At 66.1% G+C, this 24,762-nt stretch carries 21 protein-coding genes; 7 read left to right on the plus strand and 14 right to left on the minus strand.

What is annotated here, in order from left to right:
- Positions 1-11 precede the first annotated feature (11 nt).
- Positions 12-2,279, minus strand: a complete 2,268-nt coding sequence (locus A7V84_RS20245) for a cyanophycin metabolism-associated ABC transporter (RefSeq protein ID WP_025517688.1) — start codon at positions 2,277-2,279, stop codon at positions 12-14.
- A gap of 258 nt (positions 2,280-2,537) precedes the next feature.
- Between A7V84_RS20245 and cphA (A7V84_RS20250) the strand changes: the two genes are divergently transcribed.
- From cphA (A7V84_RS20250) to A7V84_RS20265, 5 genes are all read left to right on the plus strand, one after another.
- On the plus strand, positions 2,538-5,150 hold the full coding sequence (gene cphA, locus A7V84_RS20250) for a cyanophycin synthetase (protein ID WP_063492076.1): 2,613 nt from the start codon (positions 2,538-2,540) through the stop codon (positions 5,148-5,150).
- 61 nt (positions 5,151-5,211) lie between these two features.
- Positions 5,212-7,785, plus strand: coding sequence for a cyanophycin synthetase (gene cphA / locus A7V84_RS20255; RefSeq protein ID WP_063492075.1), 2,574 nt, complete (start codon positions 5,212-5,214; stop codon positions 7,783-7,785).
- A gap of 288 nt (positions 7,786-8,073) precedes the next feature.
- Positions 8,074-8,274 carry a CsbD family protein gene (locus A7V84_RS20260; protein ID WP_025517693.1) on the plus strand — a complete coding sequence of 67 codons (201 nt, stop codon included), beginning with the start codon at positions 8,074-8,076 and terminating at the stop codon, positions 8,272-8,274.
- A 38-nt stretch (positions 8,275-8,312) separates the two neighbouring features.
- Complete coding sequence (locus tag A7V84_RS20945) at positions 8,313-8,477, plus strand: DUF1328 domain-containing protein (protein ID WP_025517695.1); 165 nt, start codon at positions 8,313-8,315, stop codon at positions 8,475-8,477.
- Between the two features lie 67 nt (positions 8,478-8,544).
- A complete protein-coding gene (locus A7V84_RS20265; protein WP_025517696.1) occupies positions 8,545-8,880 on the plus strand; it encodes a BON domain-containing protein in 336 nt (111 codons plus the stop codon).
- 84 nt (positions 8,881-8,964) lie between these two features.
- Here the strand turns inward: A7V84_RS20265 and A7V84_RS20270 are convergent, their stop codons facing one another.
- The 10 genes from A7V84_RS20270 to A7V84_RS20315 all read right to left on the minus strand — a co-directional run bounded on the left by A7V84_RS20270 (position 8,965) and on the right by A7V84_RS20315 (position 18,134).
- On the minus strand, positions 8,965-9,831 hold the full coding sequence (locus A7V84_RS20270) for a PhzF family phenazine biosynthesis protein (protein ID WP_025517698.1): 867 nt from the start codon (positions 9,829-9,831) through the stop codon (positions 8,965-8,967).
- Positions 9,832-9,915: 84 nt separating this feature from the next.
- The gene (locus A7V84_RS20275) at positions 9,916-11,295 is read right to left on the minus strand and encodes a 4Fe-4S binding protein (RefSeq protein ID WP_063492074.1); all 1,380 of its coding nucleotides are present in this window, start codon (positions 11,293-11,295) and stop codon (positions 9,916-9,918) included.
- 27 nt (positions 11,296-11,322) lie between these two features.
- Positions 11,323-12,156 (minus strand): FTR1 family iron permease, encoded by an 834-nt coding sequence (locus A7V84_RS20280; protein WP_033533966.1) that lies wholly within the window; start codon positions 12,154-12,156, stop codon positions 11,323-11,325.
- 15 nt (positions 12,157-12,171) lie between these two features.
- A complete protein-coding gene (locus tag A7V84_RS20285; protein WP_101605248.1) occupies positions 12,172-12,480 on the minus strand; it encodes a cupredoxin domain-containing protein in 309 nt (102 codons plus the stop codon).
- 32 nt (positions 12,481-12,512) lie between these two features.
- Positions 12,513-13,052 (minus strand): iron transporter, encoded by a 540-nt coding sequence (locus A7V84_RS20290; protein ID WP_025517703.1) that lies wholly within the window; start codon positions 13,050-13,052, stop codon positions 12,513-12,515.
- 158 nt (positions 13,053-13,210) lie between these two features.
- A complete protein-coding gene (gene phaR / locus A7V84_RS20295; RefSeq protein ID WP_025517704.1) occupies positions 13,211-13,768 on the minus strand; it encodes a polyhydroxyalkanoate synthesis repressor PhaR in 558 nt (185 codons plus the stop codon).
- Positions 13,769-13,854: 86 nt separating this feature from the next.
- Entirely contained in the window at positions 13,855-14,592 is a 738-nt protein-coding gene (locus A7V84_RS20300; protein ID WP_025517706.1) for a 3-ketoacyl-ACP reductase, read from the minus strand.
- A gap of 61 nt (positions 14,593-14,653) precedes the next feature.
- Entirely contained in the window at positions 14,654-16,237 is a 1,584-nt protein-coding gene (phaC, locus tag A7V84_RS20305) for a class I poly(R)-hydroxyalkanoic acid synthase (protein ID WP_212760361.1), read from the minus strand.
- 179 nt (positions 16,238-16,416) lie between these two features.
- Complete coding sequence (gene pgeF / locus A7V84_RS20310) at positions 16,417-17,184, minus strand: peptidoglycan editing factor PgeF (RefSeq protein ID WP_063492073.1); 768 nt, start codon at positions 17,182-17,184, stop codon at positions 16,417-16,419.
- The gene (locus tag A7V84_RS20315; RefSeq protein WP_025517711.1) at positions 17,172-18,134 is read right to left on the minus strand and encodes an RluA family pseudouridine synthase; all 963 of its coding nucleotides are present in this window, start codon (positions 18,132-18,134) and stop codon (positions 17,172-17,174) included. The genes pgeF and A7V84_RS20315 overlap by 13 nt, the downstream gene beginning before the upstream one ends.
- Before the next feature lie 100 nt (positions 18,135-18,234).
- Here A7V84_RS20315 and A7V84_RS20320 point away from each other — a divergent pair, with 100 nt between their 5' ends.
- Positions 18,235-19,029, plus strand: a complete 795-nt coding sequence (locus tag A7V84_RS20320; RefSeq protein ID WP_033534064.1) for an outer membrane protein assembly factor BamD — start codon at positions 18,235-18,237, stop codon at positions 19,027-19,029.
- Between the two features lie 89 nt (positions 19,030-19,118).
- Here A7V84_RS20320 and A7V84_RS20325 read toward each other — a convergent pair whose 3' ends face one another.
- Together A7V84_RS20325 and A7V84_RS20330 are read right to left on the minus strand one after the other, a co-directional pair.
- Positions 19,119-19,550 (minus strand): PaaI family thioesterase, encoded by a 432-nt coding sequence (locus A7V84_RS20325; protein ID WP_025517715.1) that lies wholly within the window; start codon positions 19,548-19,550, stop codon positions 19,119-19,121.
- Between the two features lie 126 nt (positions 19,551-19,676).
- A complete protein-coding gene (locus tag A7V84_RS20330; protein ID WP_063492072.1) occupies positions 19,677-21,728 on the minus strand; it encodes an ATP-dependent DNA helicase in 2,052 nt (683 codons plus the stop codon).
- A 166-nt stretch (positions 21,729-21,894) separates the two neighbouring features.
- Here A7V84_RS20330 and tex point away from each other — a divergent pair, with 166 nt between their 5' ends.
- Entirely contained in the window at positions 21,895-24,279 is a 2,385-nt protein-coding gene (tex, locus tag A7V84_RS20335) for an RNA-binding transcriptional accessory protein Tex (RefSeq protein ID WP_025517719.1), read from the plus strand.
- 71 nt (positions 24,280-24,350) lie between these two features.
- Here the strand turns inward: tex and A7V84_RS20340 are convergent, their stop codons facing one another.
- Entirely contained in the window at positions 24,351-24,746 is a 396-nt protein-coding gene (locus A7V84_RS20340; RefSeq protein WP_025517720.1) for a DUF4260 domain-containing protein, read from the minus strand.
- Positions 24,747-24,762 lie beyond the last annotated feature (16 nt).

Consider the following 24,762-nt stretch of genomic DNA (forward strand, 5'->3'; position numbering starts at 1 on the left):
GGTCTGCTCGCTCAGGATGCTTCGTCGCCGGCCGGCTCGCCAGCCAGATTTTCATTGTTTCGCAACTGCGCCTGGTAAAGACGGTAGTAGGCCCCCTGGCGCGCCATCAAGGCCTCGTGCGGGCCCTGCTCGACGATCTGGCCCCGATCCAGCACCACCAGCCTGTCGGCCCGTCGCAGCGTACTCAGGCGATGGGCGATGGCGATGGTGGTGCGCCCGCGCACCAGATTGTCGAGCGCTTTCTGGATTTCTTTCTCGGTGGTGGTATCCACCGACGATGTGGCCTCATCGAGAATCAGGATGCGCGGATCGATCAGCAGCGCGCGCGCGATCGAGATGCGTTGCCGCTCCCCGCCCGACAGCGCCTGGCCGCGCTCGCCCACCAGCGAGTCATAGCCTTGCGGCAGCCGCAGGATGAACTCGTGGGCATGCGCCGCGCGTGCGGCCGCCATGATTTCCTCACGGCTGGCCTCGGGCCGCCCATAGGCGATGTTGTCGGCGATGGTGCCGAAAAACAGGAAAGGCTCCTGCAGCACCAGGCCGATATGGCGCCGGTAGTCCGCCACGCGCAGGGAGCGTATGTCCTTGCCGTCGACCAGCACCGCGCCTTCGGTGACGTCGTAGAAGCGGCAGATGAGATTGACCAGCGTACTTTTCCCCGAGCCGCTGTGGCCTACCAGGCCGATCATCTCGCCCGGCGCGATGGAAAGATTCATGTCGCGCATGACCGAGCGGTTGCCGTAGCGGAACCCCACGTCGCGCAAGGTGATGCGCCCTTGCACCTGCGGCAGCGGCTGCGGCTTGACCGGCTCGGGCACGCTGGAGACATGATCCAGGATGTCAAAGATGCGCTTGGCCCCGGCGGCCGTTTTCTGGGTCACGGAAACGATGCGGCTCATCGAGTCCAGACGCGTGTAGAAGCGCCCGATATAGGCCAGGAAAGCGGCCAGCACGCCCACGGTGATCTGCTTCTGGGAGACTTGCCAGATGCCGAAAATCCAGACGACCAGCAGACCGATCTCGGTCAGCAGGGTGACGGTGGGCGTGAACAGCGACCACACCCGGTTGACGCGGTCATTGACCTCCAGGTTGCGGTTGTTGGCCTCGCGAAAACGCTGCACCTCACGGTGTTCCTGGGCGAACGCCTTGACCACCCGGATGCCGGGAATGGTATCGGCCAGCACGTTGGTGATTTCCGACCAGATGCGGTCCACTTTCTCAAAGCCATGGCGCAGACGGTCGCGCACCACATGGATCAGCCACATGATGAGCGGCAGCGGCGCCAGTGTCACCAGGGCCAGCCAGGGATTGATCGTGAACAGGATGATGGCCGTCATCACGATCATCAGCACATCGGTGGCGAAATCCAGCAGATGCAGCGAAAGGAATACGCAGATGCGATCCGACTCGCTGCCGATGCGCGACATGAGATCACCGGTGCGCTTGCCGCCGAAATACTCCAGCGACAGCGTCTGCAGGTGGGCGTAGGTGGTGGTGCGCAAGTCCGCGCCGATGCGCTCGCTGACCTTGGCCAACAGGTAGGTGCGCGCCCATCCCAGCACCCATGCCACCAGGGCCGACGCCAGCAGGCCGCCCAGGTAGAGCTGCACCTTGCCGTAATCGATCGCCTCGCCATTCTGGAACGGGATCAGCACGTCGTCCATGAGCGGCATGGTCAGATAGGGCGGCACCAGCGTGGCGGCCGTGGCCAGCACGGTCAGCACAAAGCCGCTGATCAGAGGCACCCGGTAGGGATGGGCAAAACGCCACAGACGCAACAACGCCCATCCTGTGGCGGCCCGCGGCGCCTCATGGCAAGCCGGGCAGTGCTCATCCTGAGCCGGCAGCGGCTCCTGGCAGGTCGGGCACAGCTGGGTCCCGGCGTTGTCCGCCCGCAACGCCGGCGCCTGCAGGCTGTCGAACAGCGCCACCAGTTTGATTGCGGCCGGGTTGTGGCCAAGCGTAAACCGCCACTGCGCCAGGCGCCCGGATGGGCCCTCCAGCGTCAGGCTGGCCGCGCCGGCGTGATCCAGCAGCGTCAGGGACTGCCCGGGCTGCCGAGCAAAGGTCTGCCAGTCCTGAGACTGGGGCGCCTGCGCCAGCAAGCGCCTGTCGGTCAGCACCAGCAAGCCAGGATGAAAGCACAACCTGGCATCGAGGTCTGTTTCCAGCCAGGCCAGCACGGTTTCACGCGGCTGCAGACGAGCCTGCACCGCGTCCTGCCACCGCGAGGGCAGCTCGCGCCCCGAGGGGCGGCTTTCAAGGTCGAGCAATGTCATTCGAACAGGTTTCGATTCCGACCATCGGCCCGCGAGAACAGCGCTCCCGATCAAGGGCTTCGACCTGTCCTTTCTTTACAACAGCGCGAGTGCAATTAGGCGTAAAGGCGGCGTATAGTAGCAGCCGAAAAGACAATTTCCAATGCAGGAAATAACCCCGCCAGCAAGCGCTTGAGCTGTCTCCCCGAGTGCCCCCCGACCGACTCCAGGCCGGGCCTTCGCACCGTCAAGCGTCCATACCCCCCTTTCTCTCCCACCATGAAGAAAAAAGACATTGAATTTCTCGATGTCGTGGCCCTGCGCGGCCCTAACATCTGGACCTACCGCCCCGTGCTTGAAGCCTGGGTAGATATCGGGGAGCTCGAGGACTACCCCTCCAACGTCATTCCGGGTTTCTACGAACGCCTGACCGCCTGGCTACCCTCGCTGATCGAGCACCGCTGCAGCCCTGGCGTGCGCGGGGGCTTTCTGCAACGGCTGCGGGAAGGCACCTGGCCCGGCCACATTCTCGAACACGTCACTCTGGAGCTGCAGAATCTGGCCGGCCTGCCGGGCGGCTTCGGCAAGGCGCGCGAGACGTCCACGCGCGGCGTCTACAAGGTGGTCGTGCGAGCCTGGCACGAGACGGTCACCCGGGCCGCCCTGGACACCGCGCGCGACCTGGTCATGGCCGCCATCGAAGACCGGCCTTTCGATGTGGACACGGCCGTCGCCAGTCTGCGCCGCCTGGTCGACCGCCATTGCCTGGGTCCCAGCACCGCCTGCATCGTGGATGCCGCCGATGACCGCGACATTCCCTATATCCGCCTGTTTGAAGGCAATCTGGTGCAGTTCGGCTATGGGGCGCGCCAACGGCGCATCTGGACGGCAGAAACCGACCGCACCAGCGCCATTGCCGAAGGCATCTCGCGCGACAAGGACCTGACCAAATCCATCCTGGAAACCTGCGGCGTACCGGTGCCCGAAGGCGAGCGCGTCGACAGCGCAGCACAGGCCTGGGAGATCGCCCAACAGATCGGGCTGCCGGTGGTGGTCAAGCCCTACGATGGCAACCATGGCCGTGGCGTGTTCACCAATCTCGCCTCACGCGAGGAAGTCGAGGCGGCCTATGCGGTTGCCGTGGACGAAGGCAGCGGCGTCATCGTGGAGCGATTCGTCCCCGGCAATGAACATCGCCTGCTGGTCGTGGGCGGGCGCCTGGTCGCCGCGGCGGCAGGCGAGCCCGCCTGGGTGGTCGGCGACGGCCAGGGCAGCGTGCGCGAGCTGATCGAAAGCCAGATCAACACCGACCCCCGCCGCGGTCGCAGCGAAGATCACCCGCTCAACCCGGTGCGGCTGGACTCGGCCGCACGCCTGGAGATTGCCCGCCAGGGGCTGGAGGCCGACAGCGTGCCCGCCGCCGGACAACGCGTGCTGGTGCAGCGCAGCGGCAACGTGGCGTTCGACGTCACCGACCGGGTGCATCCCGACACCGCCGAACTCGTCTCCCTGGCCGCCCGGGCGGTCGGTCTGGACATCGCGGGCGTGGATCTCGTGGCCGAGGACATCGCGCGACCGTTGGCCGAACAGCGCGGCGCCATCGTGGAGGTCAATGCCGGCCCCGGGCTGCTGATGCATCTGAAGCCGGCCGACGGCCAGCCGCGTCCGGTGGGCCGCGCCATCGTCGATCATCTGTTCCCCGCCGGCGACGACGGCCGCATTCCGGTGGTGGGCGTGACCGGCACCAACGGCAAGACCGTGGTCGCTCGCCTGGTCGCGCGTTTGCTGCATCTGTCAGGCAAGCAGACGGGCCTGGCCTGCAGCGACGGCCTGTATCTGGGCCGCCAGTGGGTGCAGAAAGGCGACGGCGCCAACTGGGCCACCGGACGCCGCGTACTGATGAACCGCAACGTCGAGGCGGCGGTCATCGAGAACGACAGCGCCGTGATCCTGGGCCAGGGACTGGCCTACGACCGCTGCCAGGTCGGCGTGGTCACGAACATCGACGAAGGCGACCACCTGGGGGACTTCGATATCCACGAAGCCGACCGCCTGTTCAATATTTTCCGCACCCAGGTCGACGTGGTGCTGCCGGGCGGGGCCGCCGTGCTCAACGCGCGCGATCCGCGCGTCGTCGAAATGGCCGAACTGTGCGATGGCGACGTGCTGTTCTTTGCCATCGACCCGGCCCTGCCGGTCATGCGGGAACACCGTCGACAGGGCCGCCGCGCGGTGTTCGTGCGCGATGGCCAGATCATGCTGGCGCGTGGCGCCGATGAAGAACGTCTGGCCGCAATCGACGCCGTGCCGCTCACGCATGGTGGACGGGTCGATTTCCAGACCGAGAACGTGCTGGCTGCCGTGGCCGCGGCCTGGGCGCTCGATTTGCCGGTGGCGGTGATCCGCGCCGGCATCGAGACATTCCAGATAGACCATGCCGAAGCGCCCTGGCAGTTCACCGTCTTCCAGCGTGGCGACGTGACCGCCGTGGTCGATGATGTCCACAACGCCGCCGGCCTGCGCGCCCTGGCCGCAGCCGTGCCGCGTTTTCCCGCCCGGCGTCGGGTGGCCGTTTATGCCGCCGGGGCAGATCGCCGCGACGTCGACCTGGTCGAGCAGGGCCGCCTGCTGGGCGAACTGTTCGACCGCGTCGTGCTGTATGACGACGCCACCGTCACCAGCCGGCGCCCGCCCGGTCAGGCGCGCGCACTGCTGCGCCAAGGCCTGAACGAGAGCAGCCGCGCACCGCAGGTCATCGATGAACCCGATCACGGCCGTGCCATCGACCAGGCCTTGTTCGCAGCGGCCCCGGAAGACTTCATCCTGCTGCAGACCGATGAAGCCGCCTCCGGCCCGACCATGGAACAGGTCCGTCGCTGGACCCAGATCTGAACCCAGCCCTTTATCGCCGGCGCCGCCCCTGGCGGCGCCCTTTTGGACGCCCAAGACCCCTATGGAAGTCTCCCGAATCCGCGCCCTTCGCGGCCCCAATCTCTGGAGCCGCAATACCGCCATCGAGGCGGTCGTCACCTGCTCCGAGACAGAGTGCGCCATCGACGGCATCGCCGATTTCGAAGCGCACCTGCGCGCCCGCCTGCCCCAGATCGGCCTGCTGCGGCCCGAGGGCCATGGCGGCGCCGTTTCCATGGCGCATGTGCTGCAGGTCATTGCCCTGGCATTGCAGGCGCATGCCGGTTGCCCGGTCACCTTCGGACGCACCTCGGCCACAGCCGAACCCGGCGTCTACCAGGTGGTGGTCGAGTACAGTGAAGAAGAGGTCGGACGCCTTGCTCTCGAGCTGGCCGAAACCCTGATCGAGGCCGCACGCCAGGACCTGCCCTTCGATCTGCCCCAGGCGCTGGCGCGGCTGCGTGAGCAGGATGAAGACATCCGCCTGGGGCCCTCGACCGGCTCCATCGTGAACGCGGCCGTGGCGCGCGGCATCCCCTATCACCGCCTGACGCAGGGCAGCCTGGTGCAGTTCGGCTGGGGCAGCCGCCAGCGCCGCATCCAGGCCGCCGAAACCGACCACACCAGCGCCATCTCCGAGTCCATCGCCCAGGACAAGGACCTGACCAAGATGCTGCTGGACGCCGCCGGCGTGCCGGTCCCGATGGGCCGAAGCGTCGATAGCGCCGAAGCCGCCTGGGAGGCGGCACAGATGCTGGCCGGCCCGGTGGTGGTCAAGCCGCGCGACGGCAGCCAGGGGCGCGGCGTGGCCGTCAACATCGACACCCGCGAACGCGTGCTGGCCGCCTATGAGGCGGCCGCGCAGATCAGCGACGAAGTCATCGTCGAGCGCTACATCCCCGGCCACGATTTCCGCCTGCTGGTGGTCGGCCAGACGCTGGTGGCCGCCGCCAGACGCGATCCGCCACAGGTTACCGGAGACGGCCTGCACAGCATTGCCGAGCTGGTCGAGCAGGTCAACACCGACCCCTTGCGCGGTGATGGCCACGCCACCTCGCTGACCAAGATCCGGCTGGACGACATTGCGCTGGGCGTGCTGCAGAAACAGGGCTATGAACCGGCCAGCGTACCGCCGGCAGGCAGCCTGGTGGTGTTGCGCAACAATGCCAACCTGAGCACCGGCGGCTCGGCCACCGACGTGACCGACGAAGTCCACCCCGAGATGGCCGCGCGCGCCGTGACGGCGGCCCGCATGATCGGGCTCGATATCTGCGGCGTGGACGTGGTGGCGGAGTCGGTTCACCTGCCGCTGGAAGCCCAGCATGGTGGCGTGGTCGAGGTCAACGCCGCCCCTGGCCTGCGCATGCACCTGACGCCGTCGTTCGGCAAGGGGCGCGCCGTCGGGGAGGCCATCATCGGCCAGATGTTCGCCGATGGCGACGATGCCCGCATCCCGGTGGTCGCCGTCTCGGGCACCAACGGCAAGACCACCACGGTGCGCCTGACCGCCCATCTGCTGGGCATGAACGGGCGCTGCGTAGGCATGACCAACTCCGATGGCGTCTACATTGGCAAACGCCGCATCGACGCCGGCGATTGCAGCGGTCCGCGCAGTGCGCGCCGCGTCCTGCTGCACCCGGACGCGGACGCCGCCGTCTTCGAAACGGCGCGCGGCGGCGTCCTGCGCGAGGGCCTGGCCTTTGACCGCTGCGATGTCGCGGTGGTCACCAATCTGGGCATGGGCGATCACCTGGGCCTGGGGCATATCGGCACCATCGACGAACTCGCGCGCGTCAAGCAGGTCATCGTGCAGTACGTGCGTGAAGGCGGGATGGCGGTGCTCAATGCCGCCGATCCGCTGGTCGCCGCCATGGCCGGCGCCTGCCCGGGCCGCATCACCTACTTCGCCACCGACGGACATCATCCGTTGCTGGCCACGCACCGGGCCCAGGGCGCACGCGTGGTCTACCGTGACGATGACGCCATCGTCGCCGCCGAAGGCGAACAGGTCACGCGCCTGCCGCTGGCCGACATCCCGCTCACCTTGGGCGGACGCATCGGTTTCCAGGTCGAGAATGCCATGGCCAGCATCGCCGCGGCCTGGGCCCTGGGGCTGGACTGGACGCTCATCCGGGCCGGGCTGGCCAGTTTTGTCTCCGACGCCGGCACCGTCCCGGGCCGCTTCAATATCTTCGACTATCGGGGCGCAACCCTGATCGCCGACTACGGACACAATCCTGATGCCATCCAGGCGCTCGCCCAGGCCGTCCAGTCGCTGCCGGCTACGCGGCGCAGCGTGGTCATCAGCGGCGCCGGCGACCGGCGCGACGAAGACCTGCGCCAACAGACCGAGATCCTGGGAGCGCACTTCGATAGCGTGTTTCTCTACGAAGACCAGTGTCAGCGCGGCCGCGCCGATGGCGAAGTCATCGCCTTGCTGCGCCAGGGCCTGAAGGGGGCGACCCGCAGCCGTCATATCGAAGAAATTCGCGGCGAGTTCGCCGCCATTGATCGGGCGCTGGAGCAGATCCAGCCCGGCGAGCTGTGCCTGATCCTGGTCGACCAGGTCGAGGCGGCGCTGGACTACCTCGCCCGTCAGGCTGCCAGCCCGGCCTGAGCTCGCCTGACCAGGGCTGTGCCGGTCAGATTTTCTTACCTGGCCGGCGCAGTCTCGCTGCAGGATGCGCCGGAATGTAACGCTGCGGGGGCATCGATCCCGCAGGGACTGTCCCTCGCTGTCCCCAAGGGCTCGGACGCCGTCCGAGGCCCCTCTCGCTTGTTACATTCACCGACAGCCTCGGTTTGACCTCCTGCCAAGGCCTGCCTTAGGGTTGACCCATGCCCGCTGTTTTCCGATCCGAACACAACGGGCAGGCATTCCCGCCAAGCCATGAATGGAGGTGCTATGAATAACGACATCATCGCAGGCAAGTGGAAGCAACTCACCGGTAAGGCCAAGGCCGCCTGGGGTAAGCTCACCGACGACGAGCTGACGCAGACCCAAGGCAATGCCGAGCAACTGGCCGGTCTGGTGCAGGAACGTTATGGCAAGACGCGCGAAGAGGCGCGCAAGGAAGTACAGGACTTCTTCGATCAAAACCGCTGAGCGTCCCCCGGACGCCTCATTATTCGAGGAGAACCACCATGCTTCACTATGCAGTTGTTTTCTTCGTGATCGCGATCATTGCCGCGGTGCTCGGCTTTGGCGGCATCGCCGCCGGTGCCGCCGGCATCGCCAAGATCCTGTTCTTCGTATTTCTGGTGCTGGCCCTGCTCTCCATCCTGAGCGGCGTGCTGCGCAAGAAATAGCCCCCACCGCGCCCACCCGCCGGGTCCGGGCGCGGCCCCTCCCCCGCAAACGCAAAGGAGAACGTCCATGACCATTTCCAAACTGATTGCCGCCATCACCCTGGGTAGCAGCGCCGCAGTGCTGGGCCTGAGCGCCCATGCCGCCGAGGCGCAGCCCAAGCAATCCGTCGGTGAATACACCAGCGACGCAGCGATCACGACCAAGGTCAAGGCCGCCATCGTAGGCGAGGCTGATCTGAGCGCCTTGGACATCGCGGTCGAGACCAACAACGGCGTGGTCACTCTGAGCGGCACGGTTGCCACGGGCGCGCAGGCCGAGCAGGCCGCCACCCTGACGCGTGGCATCGACGGCGTACAGCAGGTACGCAACGAGATCAAGGTGGATCCCACCCGCGACAAATAAGCCGGTGCATCGACGGCCTTGTCGTCACCCGGAATGAAAGCGGGCCTCCACAGCGAGGCCCGCTTTTTCATGCCTGCCCCGGCGTCAGGGCAGATGCACCACCCCCTCGCCCAGGCCGATCACCTCGCCACCGACATGGATCTCGCCGCCTGCGCCAAGATCCAGATACAGCCGGCAGGGCCGCCCCATCTGATCGCCCTGTTCCACCACCACCCCGCCGGCAATGGCGCGGCCCTGACCCAACAGCCAGCCACCCAGGTTGGCGCAGGCCGAGCCCGTGCCGGGATCTTCCATGACCCCGCTGCCCTTGACCGCGAAGTAACGCGCGCTCACGACCTCCCGGCCCTGACGCCGCTCACCGGTGAAGGCCACCGGGTAAAGCACGCAGCGTCCATCCCGGGCTGCTTCCCAGCGATCGATGTCGCGCGGCTGCACCTGTTGCACCGCTTGCGCCGACACCAGCGGGACCACGCACTGCTCCACCCCGGTGTCGACCCACATCGGCTCCCCCGCCAGCGCTTCGACGGGCAGCCCGAGGCTGGCTGCCACCTGCTCGCGCGACCGCGCACAAGGGCGCTGGCGCAGGCGGGCCGCTCCGGGCGCAGCCAGGGTCCAGATTGCCCCGCGAGCCGAGACCGGCACCGCCCCGGCCGCCAGCTCCAGCGTCACCTCGCCGTCGCGGGCGACGCCAAGCTGCTGCAATACCCAGGCGGTGCCCAGCGAAGGATGGCCGGCGAACGGCATCTCGTGCGTCGGCGTCATGATGCGCACCTTTGCATGCCCCGCGGCGCGCTCCAGCACGAACGTGGTTTCAGAGAGGTTGAATTGCAGCGCCAGCGCCCGCATGTCGGCATCCGACATGCCCCGGGCGTCCTCGAACACACAAAGGGGATTGCCGCCGAACAGCGATTCGGCGAAGACATTGACCAGGCGGTAGCGAAAATCGGCCATACGGGCAGGTTCCGGTAAACGATGAACGAGCCCGTACTATATCGGCCGCCCAGGGCGGCCGACAGGTACAGCTGCTTGCGGTTTTCACCAGGCCACGAAGAACAGCCACCAGGCCACACAGAACGGCGCCAGGCCGACACCCGCCACGCACCACGCCAAAGCGCGGCGCAATGGGCTGGCGGGCCGGCGCAGCAAGATCCGCCCCAGCAATCGCAGGGTCCAGACCAGCGCGAGGGTCAGCAGGGTGAAGCGCAAGGGCAGCACCCAGCTGGTGCCGACCCCTTCGTGCTTGAGCAACGTGACAGTGGTGGCCGACAGCCCCAGGAACACCCCCACCCCGGCACAGGGAATCAAGGCCTGTGCCAGCTTGTGCACCCCCGCCATCGGCGTGGCGGCCTGGGCTGGCGGCGCCAGGCGGTTGGCCAGCCACAACGCCACGAAGCTCGCTCCCCCGACGCAGACGACCGCCCCCACCACGAACGTCAGGATGCCCAGGCCGTCCAGCCAGGAAAAGCTGTCGTTCACCTCGGGGTAGTGCGTCAGGATGAACCAGGGCGCGTTATCGATCAGCGGCCAGGTGATGTCCTGCCCGATGAGCCAGGTCGCCAGCCATTGCTTGAACGTGACGAACCAGGGACTGGCGCTCCAGAGGAAAGCGCCGATGGCAACACCCATCAGGCCGAAGCAGATCAAGGCGGTCTGCCACGCATCCCCCTGGGCCAGATGCACGATTTCGGCCTCGGGCGAGCGCGGCGTCAACGCAATGGCGCCCCGGTAATCGCTGCAGCGCCCGCACATATGACACTCGCCCGCACCCTTCATGTGGCGCAAGGGCACCAGCGGTGCACAGTTGATGGGCTCGATGCGTATCACCGGATGTCGCCAGGCTTGTTCGTCGACCTTGTAATGCCAGGGGGCCAGCTTGGCCAGCAGATTGAAGACACCGTTGACCGGGCAGAGATAGCGGCACCAGACGCGCTTGCTGCGGCCGTAGCGAAATCCCACGATCATGGCCGCCACGGTCGAGCCACCCAGGATGGCCAGCACGGCCAGCGGATACTGGTAAACGCTCACCAGCTGACCGTAGACCGTGGTGAGCACAAAGGCCACGAAGGGCCAGCCGCCCCAGCGCATCCATTTCGGGATGGCGCGTCCCTCACCGCGCTCGCTGGCCCATTCGGTCAGCATGCCTTCCGGACAGAGCCAGCCGCACCAGGCACGGCCCAGCAGCGGCATCGACACCAGCACGAAGGGCCACCACACGCCCCAGAAGGCAAACTGCGCCAGCACGGTCAGGTTGTTGAAGACCGATGCCGTATAGTCCGGCAAGGGCAGGAAAGGGGGGACCAGCAACAGAAAGGCGTAAATGGCGACAATGCCCCACTGCAGCTTGCGCAACAGCGAGGCATGATCACGAAGGAAATCGGCCAGGCGGGCCGTCATGCGGCCCAGCGAAGAAACCATGATGCAATCCTGTGAGCGGAAAACCTCTTAGCGGGCAGGCGCCCCGACGCGGCGGTCCGCGCGGCGCAACAGCGCCCACACGACCAGCCAGTACGCCAGCCAGAGCAGCACCGAACTGAGTGCCGGGTAGGCGCGATAGCCCGCAAAGTCAGCCAGAATCTTGCCCACGCCGCTGCTGTCATCGAGCAGCCAGGCGCTGTCCCAGACCGGATCGATCAGGGTCGGCAACACATCCAGCGAAATCAGGTGATCCAGGCCGCCGACCAGCAAGGCGCCGGCCAACAGCAGAAGCAACACTTCGGTAATGCGGAAGAAGCGTCGCCAGGTAATCAGCTTTCCGCCCAGCTGCAACAGCCAGAACGTCACCAGGGCGACGACGAAACCCCCCAGCCCGGCCAGCGCCAGCATCGCGGGGCTGCCGCCATCGCGGGCCGCAGCCACCGTGCCGTAGAGAAACACCACCGTCTCGCTGCCCTCGCGGGCCACGGCGATCATCACCAGCACCAGCACGCCCCACCAGCTGTCGTGCTCGGCGGAGGCGCGCGCGCCGGACTCCAGCTCATTCTTGAGCGTGCGGCCATGGCGCCGCATCCAGACGACCATCTGCACCACCAGCACGCAGGCCAGCAGCGACATCCCGGCCTGGAACCACTCCTGGCCGGTATCGCTCAGCCACTCGGAGACGCCCAGCAGCACCAGCGCCAGCATGACGGCCAGCCCGAGCCCTGCCGCCACGCCCCCCCAGAGATAGGGCAGGCCACGACGGCCCTGGGGCGTCGCACGCAGCCACGAGTACAGAATGCCCACCACCAGCAGGGCTTCGACGCTTTCGCGCCAGACAATGAATGCAACCTGTTCCATAACGCCCGTCCGGGCTCAATCCTTGGGCTTGACGACCAGCGTCCCTTTCACGTCGGGGTGAAAGTCGTCGAAAAAGGGATACTCGCCGGGCCGGGAAATCGTGATCACGACGAACGATCTGACCCCTGGCCCAAGCACTTTCTCCTTGCGCAGCGGGATGCTCTCGAACTCGACCGGCTCGTTGCTTGCGTTGACGAGTTCAATCTTGAAGCGGCCGGCCGGCACCTCCAGCCGCGCCGGCTCGAAAGTGCCATCCGGCTTGAACGTGAGCGTGAATGTCGGCAGGTCCGAAGCCTGCGCGCTCAACGGCCCGCCCAGCAACATCGCAAACAGAAACGCCCACAGGATGCGCACGATCAGTACCCACCCTTCTTGCCGGTGCCGGCGTAGACGAACTCATATTCCAGCTGGATCGGATCGAACCACGGACCCACCCCAGTCTCTTTGTCGATGTGACGCCCGAAGTGCGCCATCTTGTTGGCCGTCGGCGGCAGAATGGTGTACTTGAGCTGGTACTTGCCCGGGCCTTCGAGCTTGATGTTTTCGCCATAGTGCGGGCCATCGTTGGCCACCATCGGCATCAGTTCGCCCTTTTGCACGTTCTGGCTGCCCACCTTCTGGATTTCGTAATTCACCACCAGGTAGGGCATCCATTCGCCCTCGGGAAAACCCGTCGGGTTGTTGGCCAGGGCATGGATGTCGGCTTCCAGGTGGATGTCCGAGTCCTTGGCCGGGCGCATCATTCCCGGCGGATCCATCTCGACCGGCTGCAGGTAGACCGCACCGATTTCCATGCCGCCTTTCTCGACCGGCTTGCCGATCGGGTACTCGACGGCCTGAGCGGCACCGGAGACAGTCATTGCGGCCAGGGCCAGCCAGAGGGCTTTCTTCAACATGGGCTTTTCCTCGGTAAGTGTCAGCTTACGAAAGCAATCTAAATAATAAGTGTTCTTATTAATGATAAAAGCGCAGCGCTGACAGCCTCCTGAATTTTTCGGCCCTTCAGAAAACAAAAGGGCGCTCCAGAGAGCGCCCAAGGCATTTACAGACGGTTTTACTTTCGGCCGCCCTGTCCCGGCGGGAAAGGAAAGTTGGAGAACATCGCCCGCGTCTGATCTTGCATCTGGTCCTGCATCTGCACGAACAGGTTTTTGCTCTGGTCGATGTAGTTGTTCATCATCTTCTGCAGCATCGGCGTCTGCACATTCATGAACTGCGTCCAGGCCTCGGGGCCGAACTGACTGCCGTACAGGCCCTTGGACTGCTCCGCCATACGCTGCTGGATCTCGATGAAGGCCTGGATGTTCTTCTCCAGGTAGGAGCCCATGATGCCCTGCATGGCGTGGCCATAGAAACGGATGATCTGCGCCAGCATGCTTGCCGAGAACATCGGCATGCCGCCGCCCTCTTCTTCGAGGATGATCTGCAGCAGAATGCTCCGGGTCAGATCCTCGCCGCTCTTGGCATCGACCACCTGGAACACTTCGTCGGCCAGCACCAGCTGCTTGACGTCGGCCAGCGTGATGTAGGTGCTGGTCTGCGTGTCGTACAAGCGGCGATTCGGGTACTTCTTGATCAGACGCTGGGGCGCGTCAGATTGTGCTTGGGTCATGGCGGTCACCAGGATCGATATTTTTCAAATCTAAACTATTTTACGTGCTTTGCCGGACCGGCGCTGGCCGGCCCGGTCAAGCGGCGTCAGCCCATGTGCAGGCCGCCGTTGAGCGAGAAGTCCGCTCCGGTGGCAAAGCCCGACTCGTCGCTGGCCAGCCAGGAGCAGATCGAGGCGATCTCTTCGGGCGAGCCCAGGCGGCGCACCGGGATGGTCGCCACGATCTTCTCCAGCACATCGGGGCGGATGGCGCGCACCATGTCGGTACCGATATAACCCGGCGAGATGGTGTTGACCGTGACGCCCTTGCTGGCGACCTCCTGGGCCAGCGCCATCGTGAAACCGTGAATGCCGGCCTTGGCGGTGGAGTAGTTGGTCTGCCCGAACTGGCCCTTCTGCCCGTTGACGGAACTGATGTTGATGATTCGCCCCCATTGGCGCTCGACCATGGGGTCGATGACCTGCTTGGTGACGTTGAACAGGCTGTTCAGGTTGGTGTCGATCACGGCGCGCCAGTCATCGACCGTCATTTTGCGGAACAGGCCGTCACGCGTGATGCCGGCATTGTTGACCAGCACATCGACCTCGCCCAGTTCGGCGCGGACACGATCGAAGGCCTCGACAGTGGAATCCCAATCCGAGACGTTGCCTACCGAGGCATAAAAGGTATAACCCTGGGCTGCCTGCTCATCCAACCATTGCTGGTAATTGCGGCTCGGGCCGCAACCGGCGACCACGCGGAAGCCGTCCTTGGCAAGGCGCTGGCAAATAGAGGTCCCGATGCCACCCATGCCGCCCGTCACATACGCCAGTTTTCCGCTCATTTTGACTTCCTCCTATTCGACCCGCTCAGATTGATAATCACCAGATAATTGCTGCGGACGATCAGGTCGCCCGCACTTTCACATAGCGCCCGGGCGCGGGCTCGATGGGCGGATAGGCCTTGCTGCCGGCCGCGCGCGGCGCTGCCACGCGCCTGCCCGCATGCGGGGCCAGCCAGTCCAGCCAGTCCGGCCACCAGCTGCCGGGATGTTCATCGGCCTCGGCCAGCCAGGCCTGGGGATCGCCCGGCAGGGGCTGGAGCTCGTCGCAGCACCAGTAGCTGCGGCGCTGCTTGGCCGGCGGATTGATCACCCCCGCAATATGCCCGGAAGCCCCCAGCACGAAGCGCGCCGGGCCGCGCAGCACCTGCGTGGAGGCATAGGCGGCCTGCCACGGCACGATGTGATCCTCGCGCGAGCCGTAGATGTAGGCCGGCATGGTCAGGCGGGTAAGGTCAAGGCCGACGCCGCCGGCCTGCGTGCCGCCCGGCACTTTCAGATTGTTCTCAAGATAGGTATTGCGGAAATACCAGGTGAAAAAGGGACCCGGCAGATTGGTGCTGTCGGCGTTCCAGAAGAGCAGGTCGAACGCCGGCGGCGTCTGGCCTTTCAGGTAGTTGGACACCACATAGTTCCAGACCAGCTCGTTGGGCCGCAAAAAAGAGAAGGTGGTCGCCAGGTCGCGCGCCGGCATCAGGCCGCCCTGCCCCATCTGCTGCTCTCGCAGCAGGGCATGCGCCTCGTCGACAAACACCTTGAGCACGCCCGTGTCGTGGAAATCCAGCAGCGAGGTCAACAGGGTCAGCGAGGCCACCGGCTTGTGCCCCCGCGCCTCGGCCAGCGCCAGGGCTGAGGCGAGCATGGTGCCGCCCACGCAGAAGCCCAACGCGTTGACCTGCTTCTGACCGGTTATCTCGCTGGCCACGGACAGCGCGGGCAACACGGCCTCGTCGAGGTAGTCGCTCCAGGTGGCGCGCGCCACATCGTCGGGATCGCCCTCCAGCGGGTTGCGCCACGAAACGATGAAGACCGTATGCCCGGCCTGCACGGCATGCCGCACGAAGGAATTCTCGGGCTGCAGGTCCAGAATGTAGTACTTGTTGATGTTGGGCGGCACCACCACCAGCGGGCGCGCATGCACGCGCGCCGTCAGCGGCGCGTACTGGATGAGCTGCATGAGACGGTTTTCGTAGACCACCTCGCCCGCGGTCGTCGCGACGTTGCGCCCGATTTCGAAATGGCTTTCGTCGGTCTGTGTGATGCGCCCCTTCTTCAGGTCCGCCATCAGGTTGGCCAGCCCGGCAGTCAGGGCCTTGCCGCCACTGTCGATGATGGCCTGCTGCGCATCGGGATTGAAGGCCAGGAAGTTGGCCGGCGACAGCGCATCGACCCACTGCATGACGGAGAAACGCAGACGACTGCGTACCGGCTCACTGACCTGCGCGGCCTCGACCATCCGGTTCAGGGTGCGGGCCGACAGCAGGTAGGCATGCGCCATCAGCAGGCGCTGACCATCGGCAAGCCAGGCCGGGCTGGAAAAGCGGCGATCCGCAGGCGCGCCCAGTTCGCCGCGTTGGGCCAGGTCGCAGATGCGCAGCCACTCTTGGGAAAACTCGGCCTGGATATCTGCCAGGGCTTGCGGCGCCATGCTTACCGAACCAGGCCATGAGGGAGAAATTTGGACGGTCACTTCGACACCTTGTTATCGGAACTGCGCGCTTTGATGGTCTATCCGGCCCCCTGGCCTGTCAATCCGGGTAATCCAAGGCCAGGCGGGAGCATACCCCATGCGCTTGAATGCTCGGGCTGGGCCCGATTTGACTTAGATCAATCCGGCGTGTGCTCCAGCCACGCCAGCAGCGCCATACGGCCCGTCTCGCGGTCGCGCCGATAGGAAAAGAAACGATCCCGCTCGCGATAAGTGCAATAGCCGCTCAGTTCGACGGTTTGCACTCCGGCCCGCGTCAGCCGCAGGCGTGCCAGCGCCGGCAGATCGGCCAGCCATTTTCCCGGGCTGGCCGGCTTGAAATGCGCCGCCACCTCGGCATCGCCTTCGGCGCCGAACGCCTGCAGCACATCGGCGCCCACCTCGAAGTGGGCCGGACCGATGCCCGGCCCGACCCAGGCGCGCCAGCCCTGCGCCTGCGGGCGCTTGGCCTGCATCAGGGACAGAGTGTTTTCCAGGACCCCGCTGGACAGGCCGCGCCAACCTGCATGCGCGGCGCCCAGAACCTGTCCGCGGGCGTCCGCCAGCAACACCGGCAGGCAATCGGCCACCATCACTGCCAGCACCTGCCCGGGGCAGGTCGTGACACTGGCGTCGGCGGCGATCTCGCCTTGAGGAGCCGGCGCATCGGCGTCGTGCACGGCATTGGCGTGCACCTGGCGCAGCCAGCGCGGTTCGCCCGGCAGCACAGCCGCCAGGCGGCGACGGTTTTCCGCCACGGCCTCGGGCGCGTCGCCGGCGCGGATGCCGAGATTGAAGGTGTCGAACGGGGCCTGGCCCACGCCGCCGCAGCGGGTAGTGCAGAAATACCTTACGCCGGGCCACTCGGCCCCGGCCACCACCGGCAGGCCGGCCATCATGCGTTCCATATGAGCGCCTCCTCGACGTCTTGCATGTCCTGGGGCGGGGCGGCGGCAAAGGACAACTCGCCGCGCCCGCCCGGGTCATCGAAATGCAGGGCGCGTGCGTGCAGCATCTGGCGCGTGGCGCCGGCCAGCGCGCGCCCGCCATAAATAGTGTCGGCCAGCAGCGGATGGCCCAGGCTGGCCATGTGCACACGGATCTGGTGGGTGCGTCCGGTTTCCAGCCGGCAGACCACCGCCGTCACCCGCTCACCGCCTGCGGCCACGCCCTGGCGCTCCACCCGGTAATGCGTGACGGCCGGCTTGGGCGCGATGGGTCGCTCCACGCTCATCCGCACCGGCACCCGGGCGTCACGCCCGATATCGCGCGCCACCGTGCCGTGGCCGGAGAGCCAGCCATGCACCAGGGCGATGTACTCCCGCCCCATGGAACGGGCCTGCAACTGGCGCACCAGATGGGTTTGCGCCAGCTCGTTGCGCGCCACCACCATCAGGCCGGAGGTATCCTTGTCCAGGCGATGGACGATGCCCGCGCGCGCCACCCGCGACAATTCGGGGTAACGATGCAGCAGCCCGTTGAGCAAGGTGCCGCTCCAGTTACCCGCGCCGGGATGGGTGACCAGACCAGCGGGTTTGTTGACAACGATCCAGTCCGGGTTTTCATCGACAACGGCGAATTCGACCGGTTCTGCAGTAAAAGCGTGGCTTTCCGGCGCAGGCTGCTCCCACACAGTCAGGACGTCACCGGCGCCGACGGCCTGGCGCACCTTGGCCGGCGCGCCGTTGACCAGCACATGGCCGGCCTCGATCCAGCCCTGCAGGCGGCTGCGGGAATGCCCCGGCATCAGGCCCGCCAGGACCTTGTCAAGCCGGTCTCCGGGGGTGCCTGCAGGGATGAGAATCGCCAAAGGTTCGTCATCGGAAGACGGTTCAACGCAGGCGGCTGTATCAGACATGGCACAAATCATATAATCAGCCCAGCATCCTATCACCAAGGAAACGACTCTCGTGATTCTCCGCAACGCAGCTCTCCTGAATCCCCGCCGTGGCAAGGCCCTGAGCGCGGCCCTGGCCCTGGCCGCCGTGCTGCTGGTCTCTGGTTGCGGTACATCCGACACCAAGTACGACAAAACGGCCGGCTGGAGCGCCGAACAGCTCTACGCCGACGCCAAGGAAGAAATCTCCGCCGGCAACTGGAAAGAGGCGCGCGAGCGCCTGACCGCCATCGAAAGCCGCTACCCCTTCGGCAACTATGCCCAGCAGGCCCTCATCGAACTGGCCTATGTCAACTGGAAAGACAGCGAAAACGAGCAGGCCCTGGCCGCCATCGACCGCTTCCAGCAGCTCTACCCGAATCACCCGGGCACCGACTACATGCTCTACCTGAAAGGGCTGATCAACTTCACGCCGGCCAGCGCCTTCATGGCCAACATCACCGGCCAGGACCCGGCCGAGCGCGATCCCAAGGGCCTGCGCGCTTCTTACGACGCCTTCCTCGAACTGGTGCAGCGCTTCCCGGACAGCAAATACACGCCCGATGCCGAGAAGCGCATGACCTGGCTGGTCAACGCCATCGCCATGAACGAAGTGCACGTGGCGCGCTACTACTACACGCGCGGCGCCTACCTGGCCGCCATCAACCGCGCCCAGACCGTGATCACCGACTTCGAGGGCGCACCCGCCACCGAAGAGGCGCTCTACATCATGTGGCTGTCCTATGACAAGCTCAAGATGACCCAGCTCAAGGACGACACCGAGCGCGTGCTGGACAGCAACTTCCCCAACAGCAAGCTCAAGAAAGAAGGCTTCAAGGACGACAAGAGCTGGTGGAACCCCTTCCAATTCCGCTGATCGACCTCCTGCGCGGCTGACTCGCCGCCGCCGGCTCCCTCCCCTGCCCGGGGACCGGGGCAGGCGGCGGCGAAATCGTCTCTGTCGCCTCAGCGCGCCTCAGATGGCACGTTGACCAGGGTGGCCTGCATCAGGGCGACGACTTTGTAGCCGGGTTTATCGGCGCTGAAAGCGCGCACTTCCCCCGTGCACACCGTGAGCGCCCGGCCCGCGTTCTGCACCTTGCCCACGGCCAGGAAATGCCGTCCCAGCGCCGGACGCATGAAATTGACCTTGAATTCGGCCGTCACAATCTCGCAACCGGCCGGCGCCTGGGTCAGCGCCGCATAACCGCAGGCGCTGTCGACCACGCTGGTGATGGCGCCCGCATGCACGAAACCGTGCTGCTGGGACAGACGTTGGGAGAACGGCAGTGCGATATGCACCTCGCCATCGCCGACGAAAGCCAGCGTCGCGCCCAGCGTGCTCATCAGGCCTTGCGCGCCGAAGCTGGCCGCGACCCGTTGCTGCCTATCCTGCATGCCCTGCCTCCAAGTCGTAGTCGATGCCGGCACACGAAAGCGCGGGTCCGCCCTGCCGCGGCGCGTCCGCCTCGCGATTGCACTGATCCGACTATAAACCAGCCGTCCGTCCGAAGCAGGCCTGGCTCAGTCCGGGCTGCCGTGCTGGCGATAGAAGGCCAGCGCCGCCCCGATATCGCGGGTACGCGCAAACGGCGGCAGGCCGCGCCACAGGCGCTTGCCGTAAGGCTTCTCGACCAGCCGGGGATCGCCCACCATCAATACGCCCCAATCGGTCTCGGTGCGGATAAGGCGGCCGGCCCCCTGCTTCAGGGAAATGGCTGCCTCGGGCAACTGGTACTCGGCGAAAGGATTGCCGCCTTCGGCGCGGCAGGCGCGCAGGCGCGCCTCGATCACCGGATCGTCGGGCGGCGCAAAAGGCAGCTTGTCGATGGCCACCAGCGTCAGCATGTCGCCAGGCAGATCTATCCCTTCCCAGAAACTGGCGCTGCCCACCAGCACCGGGTGCTCCAGGCGCGCGAAACGATCCAGCAGATCCCGCCGTGTGGATTGCCCCTGCTTGAGCAACGGCCACTCGTGCCCGGCCTGTTCGAATGCCTCGCCCAGCAATTGCGCCACCCGTTCGACAGCGCGCAAGGTGGTGCATAACACCAGCGCACCGCCAGGGTTGACCTCCAGCAAAGGCAGCAGGTTATCGACAAAGCGTTGCATGAACTGCGGCGACTGCGGCTCGGGCATGCCTTGTGGCACGAAAAGCAATCCGTGCGACGGATAGTCGAAGGGGGACTCCCAGCGTCCGGTGCGGGCATCGCTCAGGCCCAGCTGGCGCGTGAAATGACCGAAGTCGCCCTGCACGGACAAGGTGGCCGAGGTCAGCACCCAGGCCTGTCCGCCTTTGCGATAGCGGGAAAACGCCTGCGCCACCGACAGCGGCGCAGCATGCAGGCGCACATGGTGCTGCCCCTGCTCGACCCAGCGCACGGCCGGACCGCTCCAGGCAGGCGCTTCCTGGGTGGCCAGGGCCGCGATCAACTCGTCAGCCGGCGTGTTGACATCTTCGCCCCAGCCTTCGTCGGCATGCCCGTGGCGGGCCGGCAGCGACCAGCGCCCCAGTTTCAGGCACAGGTCGGCGCCCTGGCGCGCGACGGTAGCCAGGTCCGGATGCTTCTCGGCCACCTGGGTCAAGGCGCGCGTGGCCGCCTCCAGGACCTGGCGCAGCTGCGCCAGCGCAGCGTCGAAGGTTTCGGGTTCCGGGATCGCCTCGAAGGTGGCTTTGCGGCCCGGCAGGTGCTCCAGCGCAGCACAGGCCAGACGCAGCTCGCGCGCAGCGGTCTCGACCTGACGGCCCACGTCGCTCCATTTGGCAGCCTCGCGCGCGTGCCCCAGGCCGGCGGCCTCCAGGGCGCGGGCGAAATCGAGCAGTTGATGCGTGGAGACACTGCTGCCCAGAAAACGCGTGGCGGTATCGGGCAACTGATGCGCCTCGTCGAACACCACGGTATCGACTTCGGGCAACAGATCGGTCACCCCTTCTTCGCGCAATACCAGATCCGCCATGAACAGCGCGTGATTGACCACCACGATGTCGGCCTCCTGGGCCTGGCGGCGGGCCTTGACCACGAAACAGTCGCGGATGCGCGGGCACTCCTGCCCCAGGCAATTCTCCCGTGTGGAGGTCACGCGCTGCCAGATGTCGGCGTCTTCGGGGATCTGCGCCAGATCGGCACGGTCACCGGTCTTGGTGGTGCCGGCGAAAACCTGGATCTGACGCAGCTGAGCGACTTCCGTGCGCGACTTCAGCGCCCGGTCATCGCCCTGCAGACGTTCCAAATGGTAATGGCAGAGATAGTTGCCGCGCCCTTTGAGCAGTGCGGCCGTCACCGGCGCGCCCAAGGCCGCGCGCACCTTGGGCAGATCGCGCGCGAAGAGCTGGTCCTGCAGGGTTCGCGTGCCGGTCGAGACCAGCACCTTGCCGCCCTGCACGATGGCGGGCACCAGATAGGCCCAGGTTTTGCCCGTACCGGTGCCGGCCTCGGCCACCAGCGTGGCGCGGTCGGCCATGGCGCTTTCGATGGCTTGCGCCAGCTCTACCTGCGCGTGACGCGGGCGATAGCCCGGCATGGCTTGAGCCAGCGGGCCATCGGCGTCGAAAAATTCTGAAATATCCAGGTCCAGCATTCGGGGTGACATGCGCTAAATTGGACGCCATATTAACGCGCCGGGGCTTGTGCCGTGCGCCGGGTCCCTTTGACCGAACCCGCATCCCGGGTCTGCGGCGCCGGAATCGCTTATGGCACAATCCGGCCCTTGCTGACCCTTCTTTTTCCCTTGTCGACGTATCGAGATGTCTGAAACTTCCGCTCTCACGAACGCCGCGCCGGGCGTTGTTGATCATGCCCGCATCATCGAGCAACTGGCCACCGAACTTGCGGTGCGCGCCAGCCAGGTCGCTGCGGCCGTGGATCTGCTGGACGACGGCGCCACTGTGCCCTTCATCGCGCGCTACCGCAAGGAAGCTACCGGTGGCCTGGACGACGGCGCACTGCGTACCCTGGAGGTCCGCCTCTCCTATCTGCGCGAGCTCGAAGAGCGTCGCATCGCCATCCTGGAGTCCATCAACCAGCAAGGCAAGCTGACCCCCGAGCTGCAACACGAAATCGCCAGCGCCGAAACCAAGCAGCGTCTCGAAGACCTGTACGCCCCCTACAAGCCCAAGCGGCGCACTCGTGCGCAGATCGCGCGCGAGGCCGGGCTGGAGCCGCTGGCCGACGCCATTCTGGCCGATCCGTCCTGCGACCCGGCAGTCCTTGCCGCGCAGTACCTCAATCCGGAAGCCAAGATCGAGGATGCCAAGGCCGCGCTGGACGGCGCGCGCGACATCCTCGCCGAGCGCTTCGCCGAGAATGCCGATCTCCTGGCCGACCTGCGCGAGCATCTCTGGACCACCGGCCTGCTGTATTCCAAGATGGTCGATGGCAAGGAAACCGAAGGCGCCAATTTCCGCGACTGGTTCGACTTCAACGAGCCACTGCGCACCCTGCCCTCGCACCGCGTGCTGGCACTGATGCGCGGCCGCCAGCAGGGCGTGCTGGAACTGCGTGTGGGCCTGCAGGAAGAACTCGAAGCGCAACTGCCCCACCCCTGTGTGAGCCGTATCGCAGCCTTTCTGAAGCTGGGCAGCGGCCTGTTCGCCCTGGACGCCACCCCGCGTGCACGCTGGCTGGGCGAAGTCTGCCGCTGGACCTGGCGCGTGAAGCTGCTGACCGCATTCGAAACCGAGTTCTTCGGGCGCCTGCGCGAAGAAGCCGAGGCCGAGGCGATCCGCGTGTTCGCGGCCAACCTGAAAGACCTGCTGCTGGCCGCGCCCGCCGGCCCCAAGGTCGTGCTCGGCCTGGACCCCGGCATCCGCACGGGCTGCAAGGTGGCCGTGATCGACCGTACCGGCAAGGTGGTCGACACCGCCACGGTCTACCCCTTCGAGCCGCGCATGGACCGCAAGGGCACCATCAACACCCTGGCCGCGCTGTGCGCACGCCACAAGGTCGAGCTGATTGCCATCGGCAACGGCACCGCCTCGCGCGAGAGCGAGAAACTGGTTGCCGACATGATGAGCCAGTTCCCCGAGCTGTCGCTCACCCGCGTGGTGGTATCCGAGGCAGGCGCTTCGGTGTACTCGGCCTCCGAAGTGGCCGCGCTGGAGTTCCCGGACCTGGACGTCACGCTGCGCGGGGCGGTTTCCATCGCCCGCCGCCTGCAGGATCCGCTGGCCGAACTGGTCAAGATCGATCCCAAGGCCATCGGCGTGGGGCAGTACCAGCACGACCTCAATCAGCGCGAACTGGCGCGCTCCCTCGATGCCGTGGTCGAAGACTGCGTGAACGCCGTGGGCGTGGACGTCAACACTGCCTCGGCAGCGCTGCTGGCGCGGGTGTCGGGCCTGAACAACTCCCTGGCCAAGAACATCGTCGCCTGGCGTGACGAGAACGGCGCCTTCCCCACTCGCGAGCAATTGCGCCGCGTGCCGCGTTTTGGCGAAAAGGCCTTTGAGCAGGCTGCCGGCTTCCTGCGCATCCCCAATGGCGAGAACCCGCTGGATGCATCCTCGGTGCACCCGGAGGCCTACCCGGTGGTCGAGCGCATCGTGGCCCGCATCAAGGCCGATGTGCGCCAGATCATCGGCCAGCGCGAAGCGCTCAAAGGCATCTCGCCGGCAGACTTCACCGATGAGCGCTTCGGGCTGCCGACCGTGCGCGACATTTTCAGCGAACTGGAAAAACCCGGCCGCGACCCGCGCCCCGAGTTCAAAACTGCCCAGTTCAAGGAAGGCGTCGAAACCCTCAACGACCTGCATCCGGGCATGGTGCTCGAAGGCGTCGTCACCAACGTCGCCAACTTCGGCGCCTTCGTCGACATCGGCGTGCACCAAGATGGTCTGGTGCATATCTCGGCGCTGGCCGAGAAGTTCGTCAAAGACCCCCGCGATGTCGTGCGGGTAGGCCAGACTGTCTCCGTCAAGGTGCTTGAGGTCGACGTGCAGCGCAAGCGCGTGGCCCTCACCATGCGCCTGAACGACAGCGCCGAGCCGCAGCAACGCCGCAGCTCCGCGCCGGCGGGCGGCGCGCGCGGCGGCAACGAGCGCTCGCAGCGCCGTGGCAATGACCAGGGGAGCCGCCAAGGCTTGCCGGCCAACAGCGCCATGGCCGACGCTTTCGCAAAACTCAAGCGCTGACCAAACCCGCGCCAGACGCAACGCCCCACGCTGAACACCGTTCTGCGTGGGGCGCTTGCATCAGAAGCGGTTCAAGGCCGCGAAGGCGCGTCGCGGCCGATCTTTCCGAGATGGGTGTAGCGGAACCCCTGCCCGTACTTCAGGCCATAGCCCAGCATGCGATCAAAGCCGATATGGCAGACCCATATCCAACCGGCCGCAATCACCCAGGGCGCAGCCGACCAGACGCCTGCAGCCAGGCACAGCATCGCGCCCACATAGGAATGCGCACTGTTGTACAGCCAGGCGCCCACGCGCGGGCCAGCCAGATAGCCCAGCAATGTCAGGTCCGGCAACAGGAATCCCACCGCAAAGAACGGCCAGCCTGCCCCATGCTCGGCATAGACCAGCAGGCCGATACCCAGCACGCACAACCCTTCGGCCCTCAACAGCCATCTGACGCCACCGCGCGCGGCGTCGTTTTCCATCGTGTGCATCGCCTTC

The sequence above is a fragment of the Bordetella trematum genome (assembly GCF_900078335.1).
GTDB lineage: Bacteria > Pseudomonadota > Gammaproteobacteria > Burkholderiales > Burkholderiaceae_B > Bordetella > Bordetella trematum.